Origin of the sequence: Paucibacter sp. M5-1 (assembly GCF_027498415.2) — a bacterium.
Lineage (GTDB): Bacteria > Pseudomonadota > Gammaproteobacteria > Burkholderiales > Burkholderiaceae_C > Roseateles_E.
This window is the reverse complement of sequence record NZ_JAPZLM020000001.1, coordinates 4,073,332-4,092,755: the sequence shown is the minus strand read 5'-3', so window position 1 is coordinate 4,092,755 and position 19,424 is coordinate 4,073,332. Positions and strand designations below refer to the sequence as shown.

16 protein-coding genes are annotated in these 19,424 nt (G+C 68.6%); 6 read left to right on the top strand and 10 right to left on the bottom strand.

Annotation, left to right across the window (positions count from 1 at the left end; genetic code table 11):
• Positions 1–5 precede the first annotated feature (5 nt).
• Together O5M90_RS19320 and O5M90_RS19315 are read left to right on the top strand one after the other, a co-directional pair.
• Positions 6–983: a helix-turn-helix transcriptional regulator gene (locus O5M90_RS19320; protein ID WP_269840017.1), complete on the top strand. Its 978-nt coding sequence runs from the start codon at positions 6–8 to the stop codon at positions 981–983.
• 75 nt (positions 984–1,058) lie between these two features.
• Positions 1,059–1,628, top strand: a complete 570-nt coding sequence (locus O5M90_RS19315; protein WP_269840016.1) for a hypothetical protein — start codon at positions 1,059–1,061, stop codon at positions 1,626–1,628.
• 19 nt (positions 1,629–1,647) lie between these two features.
• Here the strand turns inward: O5M90_RS19315 and O5M90_RS19310 are convergent, their stop codons facing one another.
• A complete protein-coding gene (locus tag O5M90_RS19310) occupies positions 1,648–2,457 on the bottom strand; it encodes an isocitrate lyase/PEP mutase family protein (protein WP_269840015.1) in 810 nt (269 codons plus the stop codon).
• A 98-nt stretch (positions 2,458–2,555) separates the two neighbouring features.
• Entirely contained in the window at positions 2,556–3,422 is an 867-nt protein-coding gene (locus O5M90_RS19305; RefSeq protein ID WP_269840014.1) for an AraC family transcriptional regulator, read from the bottom strand.
• Between the two features lie 129 nt (positions 3,423–3,551).
• On the opposite strand from O5M90_RS19305, the gene O5M90_RS19300 reads away from it, so the two are divergent.
• Positions 3,552–4,103, top strand: a complete 552-nt coding sequence (locus O5M90_RS19300; RefSeq protein WP_269840013.1) for a carboxymuconolactone decarboxylase family protein — start codon at positions 3,552–3,554, stop codon at positions 4,101–4,103.
• Positions 4,104–4,116: 13 nt separating this feature from the next.
• A complete protein-coding gene (locus tag O5M90_RS19295) occupies positions 4,117–4,692 on the top strand; it encodes a peroxiredoxin family protein (RefSeq protein WP_269840012.1) in 576 nt (191 codons plus the stop codon).
• A gap of 33 nt (positions 4,693–4,725) precedes the next feature.
• Here O5M90_RS19295 and O5M90_RS19290 read toward each other — a convergent pair whose 3' ends face one another.
• The 7 genes from O5M90_RS19290 to gshA form a co-directional block, all read right to left on the bottom strand.
• Positions 4,726–5,616: a ChaN family lipoprotein gene (locus tag O5M90_RS19290; protein ID WP_269840011.1), complete on the bottom strand. Its 891-nt coding sequence runs from the start codon at positions 5,614–5,616 to the stop codon at positions 4,726–4,728.
• Entirely contained in the window at positions 5,613–5,939 is a 327-nt protein-coding gene (locus O5M90_RS19285; RefSeq protein WP_269840010.1) for a DUF2149 domain-containing protein, read from the bottom strand. Before O5M90_RS19285 ends, O5M90_RS19290 begins: the two co-directional genes overlap by 4 nt.
• Position 5,940: 1 nt before the next feature.
• Entirely contained in the window at positions 5,941–6,435 is a 495-nt protein-coding gene (locus O5M90_RS19280; protein ID WP_269840009.1) for a MotA/TolQ/ExbB proton channel family protein, read from the bottom strand.
• A gap of 32 nt (positions 6,436–6,467) precedes the next feature.
• Positions 6,468–10,505: a cobaltochelatase subunit CobN gene (cobN, locus tag O5M90_RS19275; protein ID WP_269840008.1), complete on the bottom strand. Its 4,038-nt coding sequence runs from the start codon at positions 10,503–10,505 to the stop codon at positions 6,468–6,470.
• A 15-nt stretch (positions 10,506–10,520) separates the two neighbouring features.
• The gene (locus O5M90_RS19270) at positions 10,521–12,800 is read right to left on the bottom strand and encodes a TonB-dependent hemoglobin/transferrin/lactoferrin family receptor (RefSeq protein ID WP_269840007.1); all 2,280 of its coding nucleotides are present in this window, start codon (positions 12,798–12,800) and stop codon (positions 10,521–10,523) included.
• A 322-nt stretch (positions 12,801–13,122) separates the two neighbouring features.
• Positions 13,123–15,006: a potassium transporter Kup gene (locus tag O5M90_RS19265; RefSeq protein ID WP_269840006.1), complete on the bottom strand. Its 1,884-nt coding sequence runs from the start codon at positions 15,004–15,006 to the stop codon at positions 13,123–13,125.
• A 117-nt stretch (positions 15,007–15,123) separates the two neighbouring features.
• Complete coding sequence (gene gshA, locus O5M90_RS19260; protein ID WP_137942746.1) at positions 15,124–16,410, bottom strand: glutamate--cysteine ligase; 1,287 nt, start codon at positions 16,408–16,410, stop codon at positions 15,124–15,126.
• A gap of 110 nt (positions 16,411–16,520) precedes the next feature.
• Between gshA and O5M90_RS19255 the strand changes: the two genes are divergently transcribed.
• Positions 16,521–17,438 carry a TraB/GumN family protein gene (locus tag O5M90_RS19255; RefSeq protein WP_269840005.1) on the top strand — a complete coding sequence of 306 codons (918 nt, stop codon included), beginning with the start codon at positions 16,521–16,523 and terminating at the stop codon, positions 17,436–17,438.
• Positions 17,435–17,806, top strand: coding sequence for a response regulator (locus O5M90_RS19250; RefSeq protein WP_269840004.1), 372 nt, complete (start codon positions 17,435–17,437; stop codon positions 17,804–17,806). Before O5M90_RS19255 ends, O5M90_RS19250 begins: the two co-directional genes overlap by 4 nt.
• A gap of 73 nt (positions 17,807–17,879) precedes the next feature.
• On the opposite strand, the gene amt is transcribed toward O5M90_RS19250, so the two are convergent.
• Entirely contained in the window at positions 17,880–19,412 is a 1,533-nt protein-coding gene (amt, locus tag O5M90_RS19245; protein ID WP_137942743.1) for an ammonium transporter, read from the bottom strand.
• Between the last annotated feature and the right edge of the window lie 12 nt (positions 19,413–19,424).

The window sequence follows — 19,424 nt, the reverse complement described above, 5'->3', positions numbered from 1 at the left end:
CGGCCATGCGATCCAGCCGGCTGCTCTCCATCCTGCTGCGCCTGCAGGCGCAGGGGCGGGTGTCGGCCGCGGCGCTGGCCGAGGCGCTGGAGGTCTCGGTGCGCACCATCTACCGCGATATCGACGCGCTCAGCGCCGCCGGCGTGCCGGTCTATGCCGAGCATGGCCGCTCGGGCGGCTTTGTGCTGCGCGAGGGCTACCGCACCGCGCTGACCGGCCTGGACAGGCCCGAGGCCGAGAGCCTGTTCCTGGCCGGCGTGCCCTTCGCGGCGGCGCAACTGGGCATGGGCGCCAGCCTGGAGTCCACCCGGCTGAAGCTGATGGCCGCCCTGCCCGAGGCGTTGCGCCAGGATGCCTTGCGCGTGGCGGCACGCTTTCACCTCGACCCGGTCGCCTGGTTCCAGGGACCCGAAGCCCAGCAACTGCTGCCGGCGCTGGCCGAGGCGGTCTGGTCCGGCCGCCTGCTGAGCCTGGACTACCAGAGCTGGCAGGGTCGGGTGGCGCGCCAGGTGGCGCCGCTGGGCCTGGTGCTGAAGGGCGGGCTCTGGTATCTAGTGGCGGCCGTTGGCCCGCAGGTTCGCACCTACCGGGTCAGCGCGATCCGGAGCCTGCAGATCGAACAGCAGCGCGCCGAGCCGCCAGCCGACTTCAATCTCGGCCGCTACTGGGAGGCCTTCGCACGCGACTACGAGGCCCGCATGCAGGCCGGCCGCGCCCGGGTGCGCGCGCGGCCGCAGGCCTTGCGGCGGCTGGCCGAGGCCAGCCATGCGATGGCGCAGGCGGTGGCCGGCGCCGGCCCCTGCGATGCGGATGGCTGGCATCGGCTGGAGATCCCGATCGAGTCGAACGAGGCGGCGGTGGGCGAGCTGCTGCGCCTGGGGCCGGACGTCGAAGCCCTGGCACCGGCCGAGCTGCGCGTGGCGCTGCGCGAGGCGGCTGCGGCCCTGCATCGCGTCTATCGCGAGGCGCCGGAGAAAAGCTGACATTTGTTGTCATATAAAGCCTTGCACAGTGGCCGGGCCGGCGCCAATTCCGCAGCGCCACAACGGAGACCAAGGATGAACACCAGCAACCCCGATCTGCAGCGCCGCTCGATGCTGCAACTCAGCGCCGGCCTGGCCGCTGCCGGCAGCGGCATCGTGCTGCCGGCATTGGCCGCGATGGCGCCGCCGCCGGCCACCGGCAAGCCCGGTGACTTCGACTTTCTCAGCGGCGAATGGACGATCAAGCATCGCCAGCTGAACAAACAGGGCGAATGGGAGCAGTTCGACGGCGAGGCCACGGTGCACGCCATTCTGGGCGGCGTCGGCAGCGTCGAGGAGCTGCGCATCCCCGCGCGCGGCTTCAGCGGCATGGGGCTGCGGCTGCTGGATGTGGAGCGCAGGCTCTGGGCCGACCATTGGGTCAATGCCAAGAGCGGGGTACTAACCCCACCGCCGTCCTGGGGCAGTTTCGTGGCCGGTGTCGGCACCTGGGACAGCGAGGAAAAGGACGGCGAGGCGACCGTGATCTATCGCGGCGTCTGGGACCAGATCACGCCCAGGTCCTGCCGCTGGTACCAGGCCGTGTCGCGCGACGGCGGCAAGCGCTGGGCGGAAAACTGGGTGATGCTGTGGACGCGGCGCTGAGGCCGCGCCGCCGGCCGGCTCAGGGCTGGGCCATCAAGGCGTTCAGCTCGCCATAAGCCATCGCCCGCTCGCCCAGCGCCTGACCGTCAGCGCTGCGCAAGAAGCCCTGGGTCAGCTCGGCGATGCGGGCGTAGACCGACTCGGCGATGCCCGAGCCGGCGCTGATGCGGCGCACGCCCAGCCGTCCCAGCTCGGCTGCTGCGGGCACGCCCGGCAGGGCCAGGATATTGACCGGCAGGCGGCTGCCGGCGCAGATCGCCGCGATCTCTTCGGGCGCTCGTGCGCCGGCCGCGAACAGGCCGTCGGCGCCCGCCTGGGCATAGCGCTCGGCGCGGGCCAGCAGCTCGTCAACGCGTTGCTCGGGCGGCACCAGGCCCTTCAGATAGACATCGCTGCGGGCATTGATGAAGAGGCGCACACCGGCGCGCTCGGCCGCCTCGCGCACCGCCGCGATCTTGCGTACCAGCAGCTCGGGCGCGGCGCGGCCGTCCTCGATATTGATGCCGGCGGCACCGGCGGCGATCAGCGCGGCGGCGCTGGCACCGACGCTCTGCGGATCGTCCGAATAACCGCCCTCGAAGTCCACCGTCAGCGGCACCGTCAGGCGCGCGGCCAGCGCCTCGGTCAGCGCGATCAGCTTGGCGACCGGCAGCCGGTCGCCGTCGCCATAGCCCATGGCCCAGGCCACGGCGGCGCTGCTGGTGGCCACCGCTGCGGCGCCCAGGCTCTGCATCAGCAGCGCGCTGCCCGGGTCCCAGGCATTGGGCAAGAGCAGCGGCGAGGCGGCGTGGTGCAGCGCATGGAAGGCGGCGGCGTGGTCGGCGGGCATGGTGTCGGCTCCCTGGTGATCGATTGAAGGCCGCCATCCTCCCATGCGCCTGCGCCGGCTGCTGGAAGTTATCGGACCTCTGCCTCCTTGCTGCGGGCTCAGACCTCGGCCTGGCCGTCCAGCCATTGACGTGGCGAGCGCCCCAGGCGCTGGCTGAACAGGCGCGACAGCGCCGAGGCGCTGGCGTAGCCCAGCTCGTCGGCGATCTGCTTGACCGGCCGGCCCTGGCGCAGCCGGGACTGGGCCAGGGTCAGGCGCCAGTCGGCCAGGTAGTGGGCCGGCGTCTGCGCCAGCACCGCCTTGAAATGGGCGGCGAAGGCGCTGCGCGACATGCCGGCTCGCTCGGCCATCGCCGCCAGGCTCCAGGCCGCGCCCGGGTCTTCGTGCAGCGCCACCAGCGCGCGCGCCAGCCGTGGGTCCGCCAGGCCGGTGATCAGGCCCGGCTGCACGCCGGCCTCGGCCGGATGGTCGATCAGCCAGCGCAGCAGCTGGATCAACACCACCTCGAACAGCCGGTCTGCCAGCAGGCGCTGGCCGCAGCGCAGCCGCTCGGTCTCGCTGAACAAGAGCTGCAAAGACAGCCCCAACCCCTCGACCCGTGCCAGCGGCAGCACCACCAGCGGCGGCAGCGCGCGCACCAGCGGGTTCAGCGCAGCACCGTCGAACTCCAGCTCGGCGCAGACAAAGTCCGAGCCGTCCTCGGGCGGGTTGCGGAACTGGTGCGCCAAGGGCCTTGGATAGAACAGCAGGGTCGGCTCGGTGACCAGCAGGCGGCGCGGCAGCTCGCTTTGCTTCGCCCCATGGCGCAACTCCAGCTCGCCGCGCCGCATCACATGCAGGAACCCGCGCCCGGGCTCGGCCGGGAAGCGGCTGATGCCGCACAGCGGGCCCTGGTGGAACAGGCGTGCCCGCACCTTGAAGCGCTCCAGCAGGCTGGACAGGCGGTCTATGGTCGGCTGGCTCATGGTCTGGACGAATTGGTATGCGACTTGGACGATAAGTGGCCAATGGTACGACGCGGCGGCGCACACTGAGATCCAGCAGCTGCCCGAACCCTCCCGACCCATCGCCTCCACAGCAAAGGAAGAACCCTCATGTCCCGCCTTCATCTGATCGATCCCGCCCAGGCCACCGGCACCCGCAAGGAGCTGCTCCAGCAGATCCATGGTGCCTTCGGCGCCACCCCCGCGATGTTCCGCGCGGTCGCCAACTCCACGGCGGCCCTGCAAAGCATGTGGGGCGCATTCGGCGCCCTGGGTTCCGGCGTGATCCCGGCCAAGCTGGGCGAGCAGATCGCCGTCGCCGTCGCCGACCGCAACGATTGCGAATACTGCCTGGCCGCCCACACGATGCTGGGCCGCAAGGCCGGTGCCAGCACCGCCGAGATGGCCGCCGCCCAGCAGGGCGAATCGACCGACCCGCAAACCGCCGCCGCGCTGCGCTTCGCGCTGCAGCTGGTCGACAACCGCGGCCAGGTCGGCGATGCCGATGTGCAGGCGCTGCGCGAGGCCGGCTTCAACGACGAGCAGATCGTCGAGATCCTGGCCCATGTGGCGTTGAACCTGTTCACCAACTATATGAACCTGGCCTTCCAGGTGCCGCTCGATTTCCCGGCCGTCAAGCGGCGCGGGACCCAGCCCCTCTGAAACGGAGACCACGATGTCCTTCGAGATCCCCGCCGCCCAGGCCGATCTGGCGCCGCCGCTGCAGATCGCGCAATGGTTCAATACCGGCGGCCAGCCCATCGCGCTGCCGCAGCTGCGCGGCCGCGTCGTCGCGCTGCATGCCTTCCAGATGCTGTGTCCCGGCTGCGTCGCCCATGGTCTGCCGCAGACCGCCAGGCTGCACGAGCTGTTCCCGCCCGAGCAGCTGGCCGTGATCGGGCTGCACAGCGTGTTCGAACACCACGAGGTGATGGGTAATGCCGCCGCGCTGCAGGCCTTCATCGATGAGTACCGGCTCGGCTTCGCCATCGGGCTGGACCGGCCCGATCCGCGCGGCGGTCCGGTGCCGCTGACGATGCAGGCCCTGGGCCTGCGCGGCACGCCCAGCCTGATACTGCTGGACAAGCGGGGCCGCATCCGGCTGCACCAATTCGGCCGCGTCGACGACCTGCGCCTGGGTGCACTGATCGGCCGCCTGCTCGCCGAGCCCGACGAGGACGCAGCCGCCGCGCCGCTCTGCGACGATCAGGGCTGCCGCCTGCCCGAATCTGCGGCCCAGCACTCCCGCTGAGGCATCGATCTCGGCCAGGAAGCCCTCGGGCCGCTATGGCTTGGCGGCCTCCCTGGTCTTCATCTTGTCCATCATCTCGCGCATGCCCGCGCAGGGGTCCTCGCGCTTGGGTGCGGCGGTGATCCAGACGTAGTGGTAGGGCGCGCCCTGGATCTGGGCCCCGGTCTCGACAAAGCCGACGCTGGCCACCCGCGCCGCCGGCTGCTGGGCCGCGATCAGCTGGGCCACGCCGTAGTCGCGCCGCACATGGCCGTTGCCGGCGAGCAGCACCGCCGGCTTGCCCTGGGCCTGCGCCGCGGCCTGCAGGCTCAGCCACATCGCCGCATCGCGGGCGCGCTGGGCCCAGCCCATGCCAACCAGGCGCTCGCCGGCCAGCATGCCGCAATGGCCTTGCACCAGGTCGGCATCCAGCGCCTTGGTGCCGGCCTCGTCCAGCGGCGCGGCCCGGGTGACGGCCTGCAAGTCTTCGGGCAGGGCTGCCTCGCCCTTGCGCGCCAGCTCGCGCGCGAGATCGCGCGGCGCATTGCCGCCGACCAGCATGCGGCCCGGCGCCGCTACGGCCGCGAACAGCGGCTCGTGCAGCGGCCAGCGCCAGCCCTTCTCGTCGAAGCCGGCCGCCTGCAGGCGCGGCAGCAGCGCGGGGCCGTTCAGCACCGCCTGGCCGCGCGTCAGGTGCTCGGCCACCACCGGCACGCGCGCGCCCAGCGCGTTCAGCAGCTCAGCACGGCGCTGATGGTGGACGGCGTTGTCATGCTGCTCGCCGAGCAGCACATAGTCGCTGGCGAGCAGCTTCTGCAGCAGCTCGTCGCGGCTGATCGCGCGGCCGCTGGCCACCTCGACGATGCGCTCGTTGCTCGGTGTCATGCCCAGCTGGGCGCAGCCGGCCAACAGCAGGCTCAAGCCCATCAGCAGAGTCTTTTTCATTGTGTGCCGCCTTCCGGTACGTAGACGATGGAACCGTCCTTCATTTTGTAGGCCACGCCGGCCTTCTCGCCGTCGCCGCTGCCGATCGCGCCACTGGCCTTGAAGCGTTCGACCTTCTCGCCCTTCTTGACCATGATCTCCATCGAGGGCTTGCCGGGGTCGGTGATCACGGTGACATCCTGCTTGTTGAAGGGGTTGATCAGCGGGTTCTGCGCCACCGTGATCAGCAACGCGGCGATCACGACCAGGAAGATGTCGATCAGGTTGACGACCGACAGGATGGGATCGTCGGTCTCGGCTTCGTGCAGCAACTTGAGCGCCATTTCAGGCTCCCGCTTGCTTCATACGCAGCTTGCCGATCTCGACGATCTCCTCGGCCAGCCAGCGGCGCTGGATATTGACCACCCAGAAGGTGATGGACGCGGCGATCAGCGCCAGGATCACGGCCGAGAAGGCCACGGTCAGGTTCTGCGAGACGGCGGCCAGATTGCCGTCGGACAGCGAGCGCAGCGCCGGCCCCATCGGGATCATCGTCGCGACCAGGCCCAGCATCGGCGTGACGCGGCTGGCGATGCGCGGGCCTTCCATTAGGCGGTGGGCCTTCAGGTCCAGTTCATCCTCGCTCAAGCCCTCAGGCCCGGCCGCCCGATACGCGGCCAGCAGCGGGCGGCCCGCCCCAGAGCGGCGCCGCTGCAGGTGCACGACAAAAGCGCCCAGCACCCAGAAGGCATAGAGAAAGAGGACGGCGATCAGGGCCAGCGTGGGCAGCAGAAACCACTGCGCCACCAGATACATGCTGTTTTCGAGAATGGAAGACATAGGGTTTGGAGAGTCGGAAATGAGAGGGTTGTTCAGGAGGCGATGCGCAGAGACGCAGAGGCGTCCTGACGCCAGGCGCGCCAGCCACCGCCGACGGTGGCCAGCAGCAGCAGGAGCATCACGGCCAGGCTGGTGACGATCAGCTGCGGCGCGTGGGCCGGCGGCGGCTCGGCCACCTTGTCGAGCTTCATGCCTTGAATTGGCGGGGGTGGCGGCGCCACATCGGCAGCCGGTGGCGCAGCGGCGGCGGCCGCCGCCTGGGCCACGACCGCTGCGGCCACACGCTCCAGACCAAAGCCCACTGCGCCGACGAACTGATTGAAGGCCTGGTTGTCGGTCTTCACATCATGGCGGCGGGACAGCTCACGCCAGCGGACTTTGAGCTCCGCGACGCTTTGCGCATCGGCCTGCCACTGGCCCTGGCGCGCCGCCTCCAGCATGCGCTCGATGCTTTGCGCCAGCGCGTGCGGGTTCTGGCTTTCGAACCAGCGCTTCAGGCCCAGATTGTGTTTGTCGCGCACATAGACATCCATGAACTCCTGCCACTGATCGTGGCGCACGATCTCGCGCGCCACCGACTGCCAGCCGGCGAAGTTGTTGATGCCGTCGAGCACCTGCAAGGTGCCGGCATAGCCCTCCTTCATCAGCCCGCTGATATAGCCGGGATGGAAGTTGCGTGTGGCCAACTCCTTGGCCAGGAACTCGGCCGCGCCCTCGACCTTGCCGCCACCCGACCCCCGCAGATTCGAGACGTAGAGCTCGGGCGCCTTGCCATCCAGATGGCGCACCGCCAGGCCGATGCCGCCCAGGTACTGGAAGGGATCGTCGGTGGTCAGCATGCCATAGAGGTTGGAGCTGCGCGCCAGCACCGCGCCCTCGGTGCCGCGCAGATGCTCGGCATAGAGGTTCAGCTGGCCCGCCTTTCCGCCGGCGGCGACACCTTTGCTGCCCCATTCGGCCTCGTCCGGCCCGTAGGCGAACTGCATGCGCGACAAGTAGAGCTCGGCCAGCTTGCGGTCGCCCTCGGCCTGCGTCTTCCAGGTGTCAGTGGCCAGCGCCGCATCGTCCAGGCCAGTGCCGTAGCGGCCGCTCTCGGACGAGAAGATGCGGGTCTGGCCGGCCCGGAGCGCGGCGGCCGCATCGACGCCCCGGGCCTGCAACTGCTGCGCAATGCGTCGGGCGTTGGTGGCCACCGGGTTGTCGGCCTCGTCAGCGGCTTCGGCGGCCAGCTTGGCGGCCTTGGCGAGCTGGCGCATCACATTGGGGAAATGGTCGCGGTACAGGCCGGTCGCCGACAGCACGATATCGACACGCGGCCGGCCCAGCTGCGCGCGCGGGATCAGCTTCACATCGCTGACTCGCCCACCGGCATCCCAGACCGGCTCGACGCCCAAGGCCCATAGCGCCTGCGCCTCCAGCAGGCCGAAATGCCGCATGGTCTCGACCGACCACAGCGTGAAGGTCAGCTTCTGCGGCTTGCCACCGCTCTTGGCCTGATGGGCCGCGATCAACTGATTCATCGCGTCCTTGCCGGCCTCCCAGGCCGCGCGGGTCGGCACGCGCGAGGGGTCAAAGCCATAGAGGTTGCGGCCGGTCGGCAGCGAGTCGGGATTCTTGATCGGGTCGCCGCCATAGCTGGTCGCGATATAGCGGCCGGCCAGCGCCGCCAGCAGACCGTCCATCTCGCTTTGCGCACCCAACGCCTGGTGCCAGCTGCGCGCCTGGGCCAGCTTCGCTTGCAGCGTTGCCGGCAGGCTTTTGGCCACGCTGTCGTCGCCGGCCAGCAGGGCCTGCAGTTTGCGAAACGGCGTGGACTCCGGCAGCTTGCTCCAGTCGCCGACCAGCATCTCATCGGCCTCCTCGCCGGGCCCGGCCACGCCTTCCCAGAACTCCTTGCCCAACATCATCAGCACGGTGGCGGTGCGCCAGGGCTCGCCGGCACCCTGGCCGAAGGTGTGCAGCCCCATGGGCTGGGCCGTCAACGCCAGCTCGTGCAGATGGTCGTGCACCTCGGTGACGAAGGCCGGTAACTCGGCGGCGATGCGGGCCTCGCTCCAGCCCATGTCCTGCGGCAGCCGCTGCTTGCGCACGGCCTCGAGAAACTCGGCGCGGATCTTGTCGCGCACGCTGCCCTCGTCCTGGGCCAGCCAGTCATGCAGCAGGTCGTGGATGCGGGTCAGCGAGGCATGCAGGCCGGCCGGCGCGAACGGCGGGGTCTGGTGGCTGATGATGGTGGCGCGGCCGCGGCGGCGGGCCTGGGTAGCCTCGCCAATGTTGTCGACGATATAGGGGTAGACCACGGGCAGATCGCCGACCGCCAACATCGGATAGTCGTGCGTGGCCGACAGCCCGCGCTCCTTGCCGGGCAGCCACTCCTGGCTGCCATGGGTGCCGTAGTGCACCAGCGCGTCGGCGCTCTGGCGGGCCCACAGATAGGTGGCCATGTAATGGTGCGAGGGGGCGGCGCTGCTCGAGTGGTACAGCGACTTTTCCTTGTCGCCGCCGCGGTCGCCACGGCCCGGCTGCGGCAGCAGGCTCACATGGCCCAGCTGCAGGCGCGGGATTACGAAGAAGCGCTGGCCGCCCTCGGCCAGCAGCATCGACGAACTCTCAGGCTCGCCCCAGGACTGGCGCAGCTGGGCCCGCACGGGCTCCGGCAGGCCGGCGAGCCAGCGCTTGTAGTCGGCCAGCGGAAGGCGATCGGCCAGGCCCTCGCGCAGCAGGGCCTGCAGCACCTGCTTGTCCTCGGGTGGCCGGTAGGCCGGTGCCAGCAGGCGCTGCAGCTGCAGGGTCAGCGGCGTCTCGCCCATGGTCTCGGTGCGGTAGCCGGCGCCCTGCAGCGCGGCCAGGGTGGCCGACAGGCTCTTGGGCAGATTCATGAAGGAGGCGCTGAGGTTTTTCTCGCCGCCCGGATAGTTCCAGAAGAACACCGCGACCCTGCGCTCGCCCGCGCTCTTGCGCTGCAGCCGCGCCAGGTTCAGCGCCTTGCCCACCACCGCCGCACTTTGCGCCGCGATGGGCTCGACCTGCTCGTCGCCCTTGCGCGTGGCCGCCGCGATCTGGATATCGGTGATGCCGGTGTACTCGGCCTGGGCCAGGTAGAAAGGCACGTCCATCAGCTGCACGCCCTGCGGGTCGGCGGCCCAGGCGGCGGCGTCGCCGCGCCGGTAGGCCATGGCCTGGATCACCGGCAGGCCCAGGGCCTCGAACTCCTTGCGCCGCTGCTCGGGGCTCAAGGTGATCTGGGTGTTGATCAGCACATCGACCAGCGGCGTGCCATCGGCGCCGGTCACCATCTTGCGGATGTTGTCGTCGCCCATCACCGGGCTGTAGAAAGGCCAGGCCACGGCGCCGCCCGCCTCGATTCGGGCTATCAAGTCGTCGATGAAGCCGGTCTGCTCGGCCGATATGCTTTGCTGGTGGAAGGCGATGCCGATAGTCGGTAGGCGTTTTTTTGCATCCAGGGCCGGGTCGATGCCGCGCCACTGCAGATAGGCTGCCGGCGTCGGCAGCACGACCTTGCCATCGGCCAGCTTCGGGTGATAGAGGGCGGACGGCGGGAACACGATAGGCGCGGGCAGCCGGGCCCAGTCCTGAATGCCCTGACTGCCCGGCCCGCTCTTCAGATGCGCAGCGATGCTGCGCAGAAAGGCGTCCATGTTCGAACGCCCGCCGTTGACGTAGTAGGCATGCAGGCGCTGGGCCAGCGCCTCGGGCAGGCCTGAAGACTTGGGCGCGGCGCTGGGCAGCCAGACATGGGGCTTGCCCGCCAGCGCCGGCAGCGCGGCGCCCAGGCGCTGCCTCACATAGTCCTCGATATGCTGGCGCGGCGCGTCGATCAAGACCAGGTCGGCGCCGGACCAGAACTTGGCGTCCAGATCAGGCCCCAGCTTCTCGGCAAAGCGCGCCTCGATGCGCAGGCCCAGCGGCTCGGCCGCCTTGGCCAGCGCGACGAACTTGCCCGGCGCGACCGGGCTGGCCGAGACGAAGAGCACGGTGGCGGCCTGGGCCAGGCCGGGCAGTACGGCGGCTGCGGCCAGCAGCAGCCACAAGGTCAGGAAACGACGCATACGGGACTGGCGACCTCAGAACTGGTAGCGAACGCTGGCGCTGAGATTGCGGCCGGGCTGGGTGTAGGCGTCCAGCGCGACGGCCGTCGGCGCGACGGATCGCGTGTCCGACCACAGTGCGTACTTCACATCGCCGATATTGCTGACGCCGACGTTGAGCGACCACTGTTTGCCGATCTCGTACCAGGCCGACAGGTCCGCGACGACGAAGCCCTTGGGCGCGTAGTGGACGGCCGGGTTCGGATTGCGGCGTTGGCTCTTCATGCCGGTGATGTTGAGCTCCGCACCCCAGGCGCCGGCCTGTTCGTAGCGCAGGCCCAGTACGCCCTTGTCGGGGTCGATGCTCTCCAGCGGGCTCCTGGCACCGCCCGGCGCCTCGCTGTCGCCCTTGGTGTGGGCGTAGCTTGCGCTGATCGTCCAGTTGGGCAGGAAGCTCCATGCGCCGCTCAGCTCGAATCCGCTGATCGTGGTCTTGTTCAGATTGATCGACTGGAGCGTCTGGGTGTTGCTGGGCATGCCGGGTTCCAGCGGCACCGTAGTGGTGGCGCTCACATCGATGCCGGAGGCAATGAAGTCCTTGTAGCGACCCTTGAATAGCGCCGCGCTGTAGCGCAGCGTCTCGCTGCGGCCGCGCAGGCCCAGTTCGATGGAATCGCTGGTCTCGGGCTTCAGGTCAGGATTACCGATCGAGCGGTAAGGCCTCGGCAGGGTCGGGTTCAGGTTGGTCACGCCACCATTGACCTGGCTGGGTGTCGGCGCGCGGAAGCCATGCGAGTACTGACCGAACACGCGCAGCATCGGCGTGTAGGTCCACACCACGCCCAGCTTGGGCGACAGCTCCTGGTCGCTGAGCTTGGCCGGTTCGGTCTTGTTGTTGACGGTGTAAAGCGGGTCGTTCTTGCGCGGATCGAGTTCAAAGCGATCCAGGCGCAGGCCCGGCGTCACGGTGAAGCTGCCCAGTGTGATCTCATCCTGAATGAAGGCGCCGAACAAGCGGTAGTCGGTGTCCGGAAAGCTCTTGTTGACGATAAAGGCATTGCTGCCCGTCGTGACCAGATTGCCGTTCAGGTAGTTGGCACCATCCTTGAGCGAATGCACCAGGGAGCTAGAGGCGTCGACGCCATAGACAAGGCGCTGGTTCGTCAGATAGGTTTCGAACTGGACCGAGCCGCCGACCATGCGTTCGGCGTAGAAGGCATCGCGCGAGCGGCTGTTCCAGGCGCTGGTGTTGCTGCGCGCCTCGTAGCCCAGCTGGCGGTTCTTCGCGTCCTGCCAGTACACATTGGCCTGCGCGCGCTGGAACAAGGGGTTGCTGCTGTCCACAAACTCATAGTCCAGCTTGGCCAGCGTCCGATTGATGCGCTCGGCCGCGTCGACCCGGGTGGTGGTCAGGTACATCGGGTCGCCGAACAGAGTGTAGACATCGGTGTCGACGTCGCGGTCCATATGCTCCAGCGAGAGCTTGAAGCGCTGACGGGCGTCAAGCTTGTAAACCAGCTTGCCCAGCAGGTAGTTGGACATGATGTCCTGCGGGTTGCCGACGGTGCGGCTGCGATCCTTGGCGTGGTTGTCGCCGCGCGTGTCGGTCTCATGGCCGCGCCGCAGGCTGGCCAGCAGCAGGCCTTCAAACTGCTCGGCACGGAAGGCATAGCTGGGCACGACGGTGGTGGACTTGTCGACCGAGGAGTAACCCAGCTTCAGCGCGGCCTGCGAGGTCTTGCCTGCGGGCACCAGATCGCTTGGATCCTTGGTCTGGAAGCTGACCGCGCCGGCCAGGCCGTCGCTGCCGTAGGAGGTGGAGGCCGAGCCGCGCAGGATTTCCACCTGCTTGAAGGCCTCGACATCGATGTAGTCGCCGCGCCCTGCCACCACCGGCCCGCTGGCGTAAATCATCGGCAGGCGCACGCCATCGGTCTGCAACAGCACCTGGTTGCCCTCAAGACCCCGAATATTGATGCCCTCGTTGCCGCCCCGCCCCGTGGGGGAGAACGCCGCCGAGCTCCGATTCGGCTGCGAACGCACCGAAATGCCCACCTCCTGGCGCAGCATGTCCTTGATGTCGCCGGCCTGCTTGCGCGCGATGTCCTTGTCCGTCAGCGTGGTGACGCTGGCCGCGACCTCGTCCTCCGGGGTTTCGAGCCGCGTGGCCGAAGTCACCACCTTGGGCAGATCGGGCGCCGACAGCGGCTGGGCCTGGGCAAGGCCCGCCAGCGAGGCGGCGGCCAGCGCCAGCGGATGCAGTCGCGGCAGAGCGCGGGCGAGAACGGACGAAGTAGAAGTAGAGCAGCGTGCCATGGACGGACCTTGGATTCGTTCGCTGCAGGCGCGGCCGCCGCCCGGGCGCGGCCCGCCATCGCTTGAGGCCCCGGAGGCCGTCGCCGCTGGCAAAGCCTGGCCCGAAGCGGCAGGCAAGAAGCGTCGGGCCTGCGGCTGGGTTGGGGACTTTGTGCTGGTCGAGCGGCGGGCTAAAGAAAGAAAGTCGGCTGGCTGGCTCTGTCGGCGAGTTCGCAGCCGATGGCCGCAGAACTCGCGATGCGCAGATTCTACTTAATAACGATTCTCATTAACAGATTGATGCAAACACGCCACAGCCGTCCGTGCGGCTGGCGTGCAGCGCTCAGATCTCGACCTTGGAGCCCAGCTCGACGATGCGGTTGGTCGGCAGGTGCAGGAAGTCGGCCGCTGCGGCGGCATTGCGGTGCATGCTGGCGAACAGCTTCTCGCGCCACAGGGCCATGCCGCCGCCGGTGGTCGGGATCACGATGTCGCGCGACAGGAAGTAGCTGGTCTCCATCTCTTCCAGATGCACGCCGCGCTGCTCCAGCAGCTTCAGCGCCTCGGGCACATCGGGCTCGTTCTTGAAACCGAAGTTCAGGCTGACGGCCCAGCAGTCCTTGCCCAGGCTCTCGACCTGGACCCGCTTGTCGAAGCTGACCCAGGGCACCTCATGGTGCTTGACGCTGACAAACAGGTTCTGCTCGTGCAGCACCTTGTTGTGCTTGAGGTTGTGCAAGAGGGCGTTGGGCGTCACGCCCTGCTCGGCGGCCAGGAACACCGCAGTGCCGGACACCCGGGTCGGCGGGTTGATGAAGACGGCTTCCAGAAAACTCTTCAGGTCGATCGCGTCCTCGCGCAGCTTGTGGCTGAGCTGGCGCCGGCCCTGCTTCCAGGTCAGCATCAGGGTGAACATGCCGATGCCGATCAGCAGCGGGAACCAGCCGCCATGGGCCAGTTTCAGCAGATTGGAGGCCAGGAAGGTGATGTCGATCAGGAAGAACACACCGGTGGCGGCCACGCACAGCGCCAGCGGATAGCGCCAGCCATAGCGGATCACGAAGAAGGTCATCACCGTGGTGATGGTCATGTCTATCGTCACCGCCACGCCGTAGGCGCCGGCCAGCTTGCTGCTGGAGCCGAACAGCACCACCGCCAGCACGACGAAGACGAACAGCCCCCAGTTGACGAAGGGCACATAGATCTGGCCGGTGTCGCGCACCGAGGTGTGCAGGATGCGCATGCGCGGCAAGATGCCCAGCTGCACCGCCTGCTTGGTGACCGAGAAGGCGGCCGTGATCAGCGCCTGCGAGGCCACGCTGGCCGCCACCGCGGACAGCAGAAACAACGGGATCTCGGCCCACACCGGGGCCAGCAGGAAGAAGGGGTTCTTGATCGCCTCGGGCTGCTGCAGCAGCAGCGCGCCCTGGCCGAAGTAATTGATCACCAGTGCCGGCATCACGACGCCATACCAGGCATAGCGGATCGGCTTCTTGCCGAAATGGCCGAGGTCGGCATAGAGCGCCTCGCCGCCGGTCACCACCAGCACCACCGCACCAAGCGCGACGAAGGCCACCCAGCGGTATTCCAGGCAGAAAGCCAGGGCCCAGGCCGGGTTCAGCGCCTGCAGCACATGGGGGTTGTCCAGCACCTTGGGCAGGCCCAGCAGCGCCAGGCTGACAAACCAGCACAGCATCACCGGCCCGAAGGCACGGCCGATGCCACCGGTGCCGAAGCGCTGCACCGCGAACAGGCCGGCCAGCACCAGCAGGGCCACCGGCACGATGGCGTCGTGGAACTGCGGCGCATAGACATCGATGCCCTCGACCGCGCCGAGCACCGTCATCGCCGGCGTGATCACCGCATCGCCATAGAAGATCGCGGTGCCGAACAGGCCCACCAGCATCAGGCGGCGGCGCAGCTTGGGCTTGTCATTGACCGCATTGGTGGCCAGCGCCAGCATCGCGATCAGGCCGCCCTCGCCGTTGTTGTCGGCGCGCAGTATCAGCAGCACGTATTTCAGCGAGACCACGACCGTCATGGTCCAGAACAGCAGCGAGAGCACGCCCAGGATGTTGTCGTGGGTCAGCGGCACATGGCCGCCGTGGAACACCTCTTTGAGCGCATACAGCGGGCTGGTGCCGATGTCGCCATAGACGACGCCCAGGGCGCCGAGGGTCAGGCCCGCTTGGGCCAAGGGGCTACGGGTCGCGGTGGATGCACTCACAAGGGGGCTGCGGCAGGCCGCAGATTGCCAAAAGCGCTATTGTGCGCCCGCCATTGTGCGGTGCGTCAATCCGGATATCGGGGGGACACCGAGCTTGACGCCGCCGCCGTCCGGCGCTTACTCGTAGACCTCGGCGTCCGGATCGGTGACCTCCAGCTCGTAGCTGGCCGCCAGCATCGCCAGGCGGGCGATCACGCCGTACATATAGAAGCGGTTCGGCGCGCTGGCGCCGGGTTTGGCACCGGGGCGCGGCAGCTGCGAGGACTCGGCGAAGGCCAGCGGCACGAAGCGCGAGCCCGGCGCGTTCAGGTTCTCGTCGAAGCCGCGCTCGGCATGGACGCGGTAGAAGCCGCCAACCACATAGCGGTCCATCATATAGACCACCGGCTCGGCCACCGCCTCATTGACACGCTCGTGGGTGGGCACGCCCTCCTGGATGATCAGCGCGCTGACTTCCTGGCCATCCTTGATGACGCTGCCGGGCAGACGCTCCAGCGCCGCCAGGTCCTTGGCGTCGCGCACCGTCAGCAGCCCGGCACCATAGGTGCTGGCATCGGGCTTGATGATCACGAAGGGCTTTTCCGGGATGCCGTATTCCTTGTACTTGCGGCGCACCTTGCCCAGCAGCGCATCGGCCTGGGTCTGCAAGGCCTCCAGGTCCTGGGCCGGGCTGGCGGCGGACGCATCAAAGCGGGCGAACATCGGATTGATCAGCCAGGGATCCATGCCCAGCAGCTTGGCGAACTTTTTCGCCACCTCCTCATAGGCACGCAGGTGGTTGTGCTTGCGGCGCAGCGCCCAGCCGGCATGCAGCGGCGGCAGCAGATACTGCTCGTGCAGGCCTTCGAGCACGCCGGGCACACCGGCCGACAGATCGTTGTTCAGCAGGATGGTGCAGGGATCGAAGTCCTTCAGGCCGAGGCGGCCCCGGGTGCGCAGCAGCGGCTCCAGGGTCAGGCTGCTGCCGTCGGCCAGGTTCAGCTCGGTGGGCTGCTTGATGTCCTCGTCCAGGCTGCCCAGGCGCACATTCAGGCCGGCCTGGGTGAAGATGCGCACCAGGGTCGCGACGTTGGCCAGGTAGAAGGTGTTGCGGATATTGGCCTCGGGCACCAGCAGCAGGTTCTTGGCCTCGGGGCAGATCTTCTCGATCGCCGCCATCGCCGCCTGCACCGCCAGCGGCAGCATTTCGGGGGTCAGGTTGTTGAAGCCGCCGGGGAAGAGATTGGTGTCGACCGGGGCCAGCTTGAAGCCGGCATTGCGCACATCGACCGAGCTGTAGAACGGCGGCGTGTGCTCCATCCATTCGAGCCGGAACCAGCGTTCGATGGCCGGCATCGACTCCAGGATGCGCTGCTCCAGCTCGTTGATGGGGCCGTTCAGTGCGGTGATCAGATGGGGGACCATGGGTCGTGCCTGTCGGTGACCCGCAAGGGGTCTGGGGAAGAGGGGGCGAAGCAATTCTAGGAGCAAGACATGGGGACGATTCGGCCAGGCTCAAGGGTAGAGTGCGGACCATGATGCGTCTTCTGCTGCTCAGCCTCCTGCTGGTCCCGGCCTTGGCCGCGCTGGCCGACCCAGCCTGCCCGCCGCCCCCGGTCGCCCAGACACAGCCGAGCCCCGAGCGCGACCGCGGCCTGCTGTGGCGCATCAGCAAGGACGGGCGCAGCGCCTGGCTGTTCGGCAGCATCCATCTTGGCCGGCCGGACTGGGCCCGGCCCGGCCCGCAGCTGCGCGCCGCGCTGCAGGACAGCGACACGCTGGCGCTCGAACTCGACCCCGCCGACCCGGCCATCCAGCGCCAGCTGGCCGCCGGCCTGAGCCGCCCGCTGAGCCTGGACGCCGCGCTGCGCCAGCGCCTGGCCGGGCGGGTTGCGGCGGCCTGCCTGCCCGAGGGCGCGCTGGCCGCGCTGCACCCGCTGATGCAGGCCGTCACGCTGACCATGCTGGAGGCCCGCTGGGAAGGACTGGAGGCGGGCTATGGGCAGGAGATGGTGCTGTCGGGCGAGGCGCGCTCGCGCGGCCTGGCCATCGTCTCGCTGGAAACCGTGCGCCAGCAGCTCGACGCGCTGCTGCCCGCCGATGCCCGGGAGGCGCGCCGCCTGACCGCCGATACGCTGGAACAGCTGGAGCAGGGCAAGGTCCGGCCCATGCTCAGGCGCCTGGTGCAGGCCTGGGAACAGGGCGATCTGCAGACCCTGGCCGACTATGAACGCTGGTGCGACTGCGCCGACACACCGGCCGACCGCGCCTTTCTGCGGCGCCTGATCGAGGGCCGCAATCCGGCGCTGGCCGCGCGCATAGCCGCGCTGCATGCCGAGGGCCGCCAGGTGCTTGCCGCCGTCGGTGCGCTGCACATGGCCGGCCCGCGAGGCCTGCCGGCCCTGCTGGCACAGCGCGGCTACCGGGTCGAACGAGTGGAACTGAAGCCATGAACGCGAGAATCCTGATCGTTGAGGACCAGGCCGACATCCGCCGCCTGATCCGCTGGGCGCTGGAAGACAGCGGCCACCGCCTGCACGAGGCTGCCAACGGGGCGCTGGCGCTGCAGATCGTGCAGGCGATGCGCCCCGACCTGATGCTGATCGATGTGGTGATGCCCGGCGAGATCAGCGGCCTCGATCTTTGCCAGCAGATCAGGCAAGACCCGACCCTGGCCGAGATCCGGCTGGTGGTGCTGAGCGCCAGCGCCGCGCCCCACGAGCGCGAGCAGGCCCTGGCCGCCGGCGCCGACGCTTTTCTGGCCAAGCCCTTCAGCCCGGCCCAGCTCTGCGAGCTGATCGACGAGTTGCTGCACGGCTGAGCGGGGCACAGCCCCAAGCAAAGAAGCCGCCCGAGGGCGGCTTCTTGCACGGACGGGAAGCCCGTCCTGCGCCTTACTTGTGGTACGCCGTCTCGCCGTGCGAGGTGATGTCCAGGCCTTCGCGTTCGGCTTCTTCCGGCACGCGCAGACCGATCACCAGGTCGACGATCTTGAAGGCGATCACCGAGACCACACCCGACCAGACGATGGTCAGCAGCACGCCCTTGAACTGGATCCAGACCTGGCTGGCGATCGAGTAGGCGTCCGGTGCCACCATGGCCACCGTGACCCAGTCGCCGACGGCGCTGGGGCCGCCCAGGTTGGGCGAGTTGAACACGCCGGTCAACAGCGCGCCGACGATACCGCCGACGCCGTGCACGCCGAACACATCGAGCGAGTCATCGGCACCCAGCATCTTCTTCAGGCCCGACACGCCCCACAGGCAGGCAAAGCCGGCGATGAAGCCGATCACGATGCCGCCGCCGATGCCGACATTGCCGGCCGCCGGGGTGATGGCCACCAGGCCGGCCACCGCGCCGGACGCAGCGCCCAGCATCGAGGCCTTGCCCTTCAGCAGCGCCTCACCGATGCACCAGGCCAGCACGGCGGCAGCGGTGGCGGCCAGCGTGTTGATGAAGCCCAGCGCGGCGAAGCCATTGGCTTCCAGTGCGGAACCGGCGTTGAAGCCGAACCAGCCCACCCACAGCAGCGAGGCGCCGACCATGGTCAGAGTCAGGCTGTGCGGGGTGAACGATTCCTTGCCATAGCCGACGCGCTTGCCGACCATATAGGCACCGACCAGGCCGGCCACGGCCGCGTTGATGTGCACCACGGTGCCACCGGCGAAGTCCAGCGCGCCCCATTGCCAGATCAGGCCGGCCTTGCCGGTCATCTCGGCAGCCACCTCGGCCGAGGCATAGGCATCCGGGCCCATCCAGAACCAGACCATATGCGCCATCGGCAGATAGCTGAAGGTGAACCAGATCGCCATGAACAGCAGCACGGCGCCGAACTTGATGCGCTCGGCGAAGGCGCCGACGATCAGGCAGGCGGTGATGCCGGCAAAGGTGGCCTGGAAGGCGGCGAACACGATCTCGGGGATGTAGACGCCCTTGCTGAAGGTGGCCGCGTTGGCAAAGGTGCCGGCCGCGTTGTCCCAGATGCCCTTCATGAAGAGGCGATCAAAGCCGCCGATGAAGGCATTGCCCTCGGTGAAGGCCAGGCTGTAGCCGTAGATGACCCACAGCACGACGATCATCGAGAAGGTGACCATCACCTGCATCAGCACCGACAGCATGTTCTTGCTGCGCACCAGGCCGCCGTAGAACAGCGCCAGGCCCGGCACCGTCATCATGATGACGAGCAGGGTGCAGACCATCATCCAGGCGGTGTCGCCCTTGTTGGGCACGGGGGCGGGAGCAGCGGCGGCTGCGGAGGCGGCCTCGGCCGCCGGGGCAGCCACGGCGGCCACCGCTTCGGAAGCCGCTGCGACGACCGCCGAGGCGGCCTCGGCGAGGGCGGGCGCGGAAGCAGCCGCGTCTTGGGCCCAGGCTGCAGGGGCGAACACCGCCGCAGCCAGTGCCAGGCTGGCAAGTAGTTTCTTCATGAAGAATCTCCG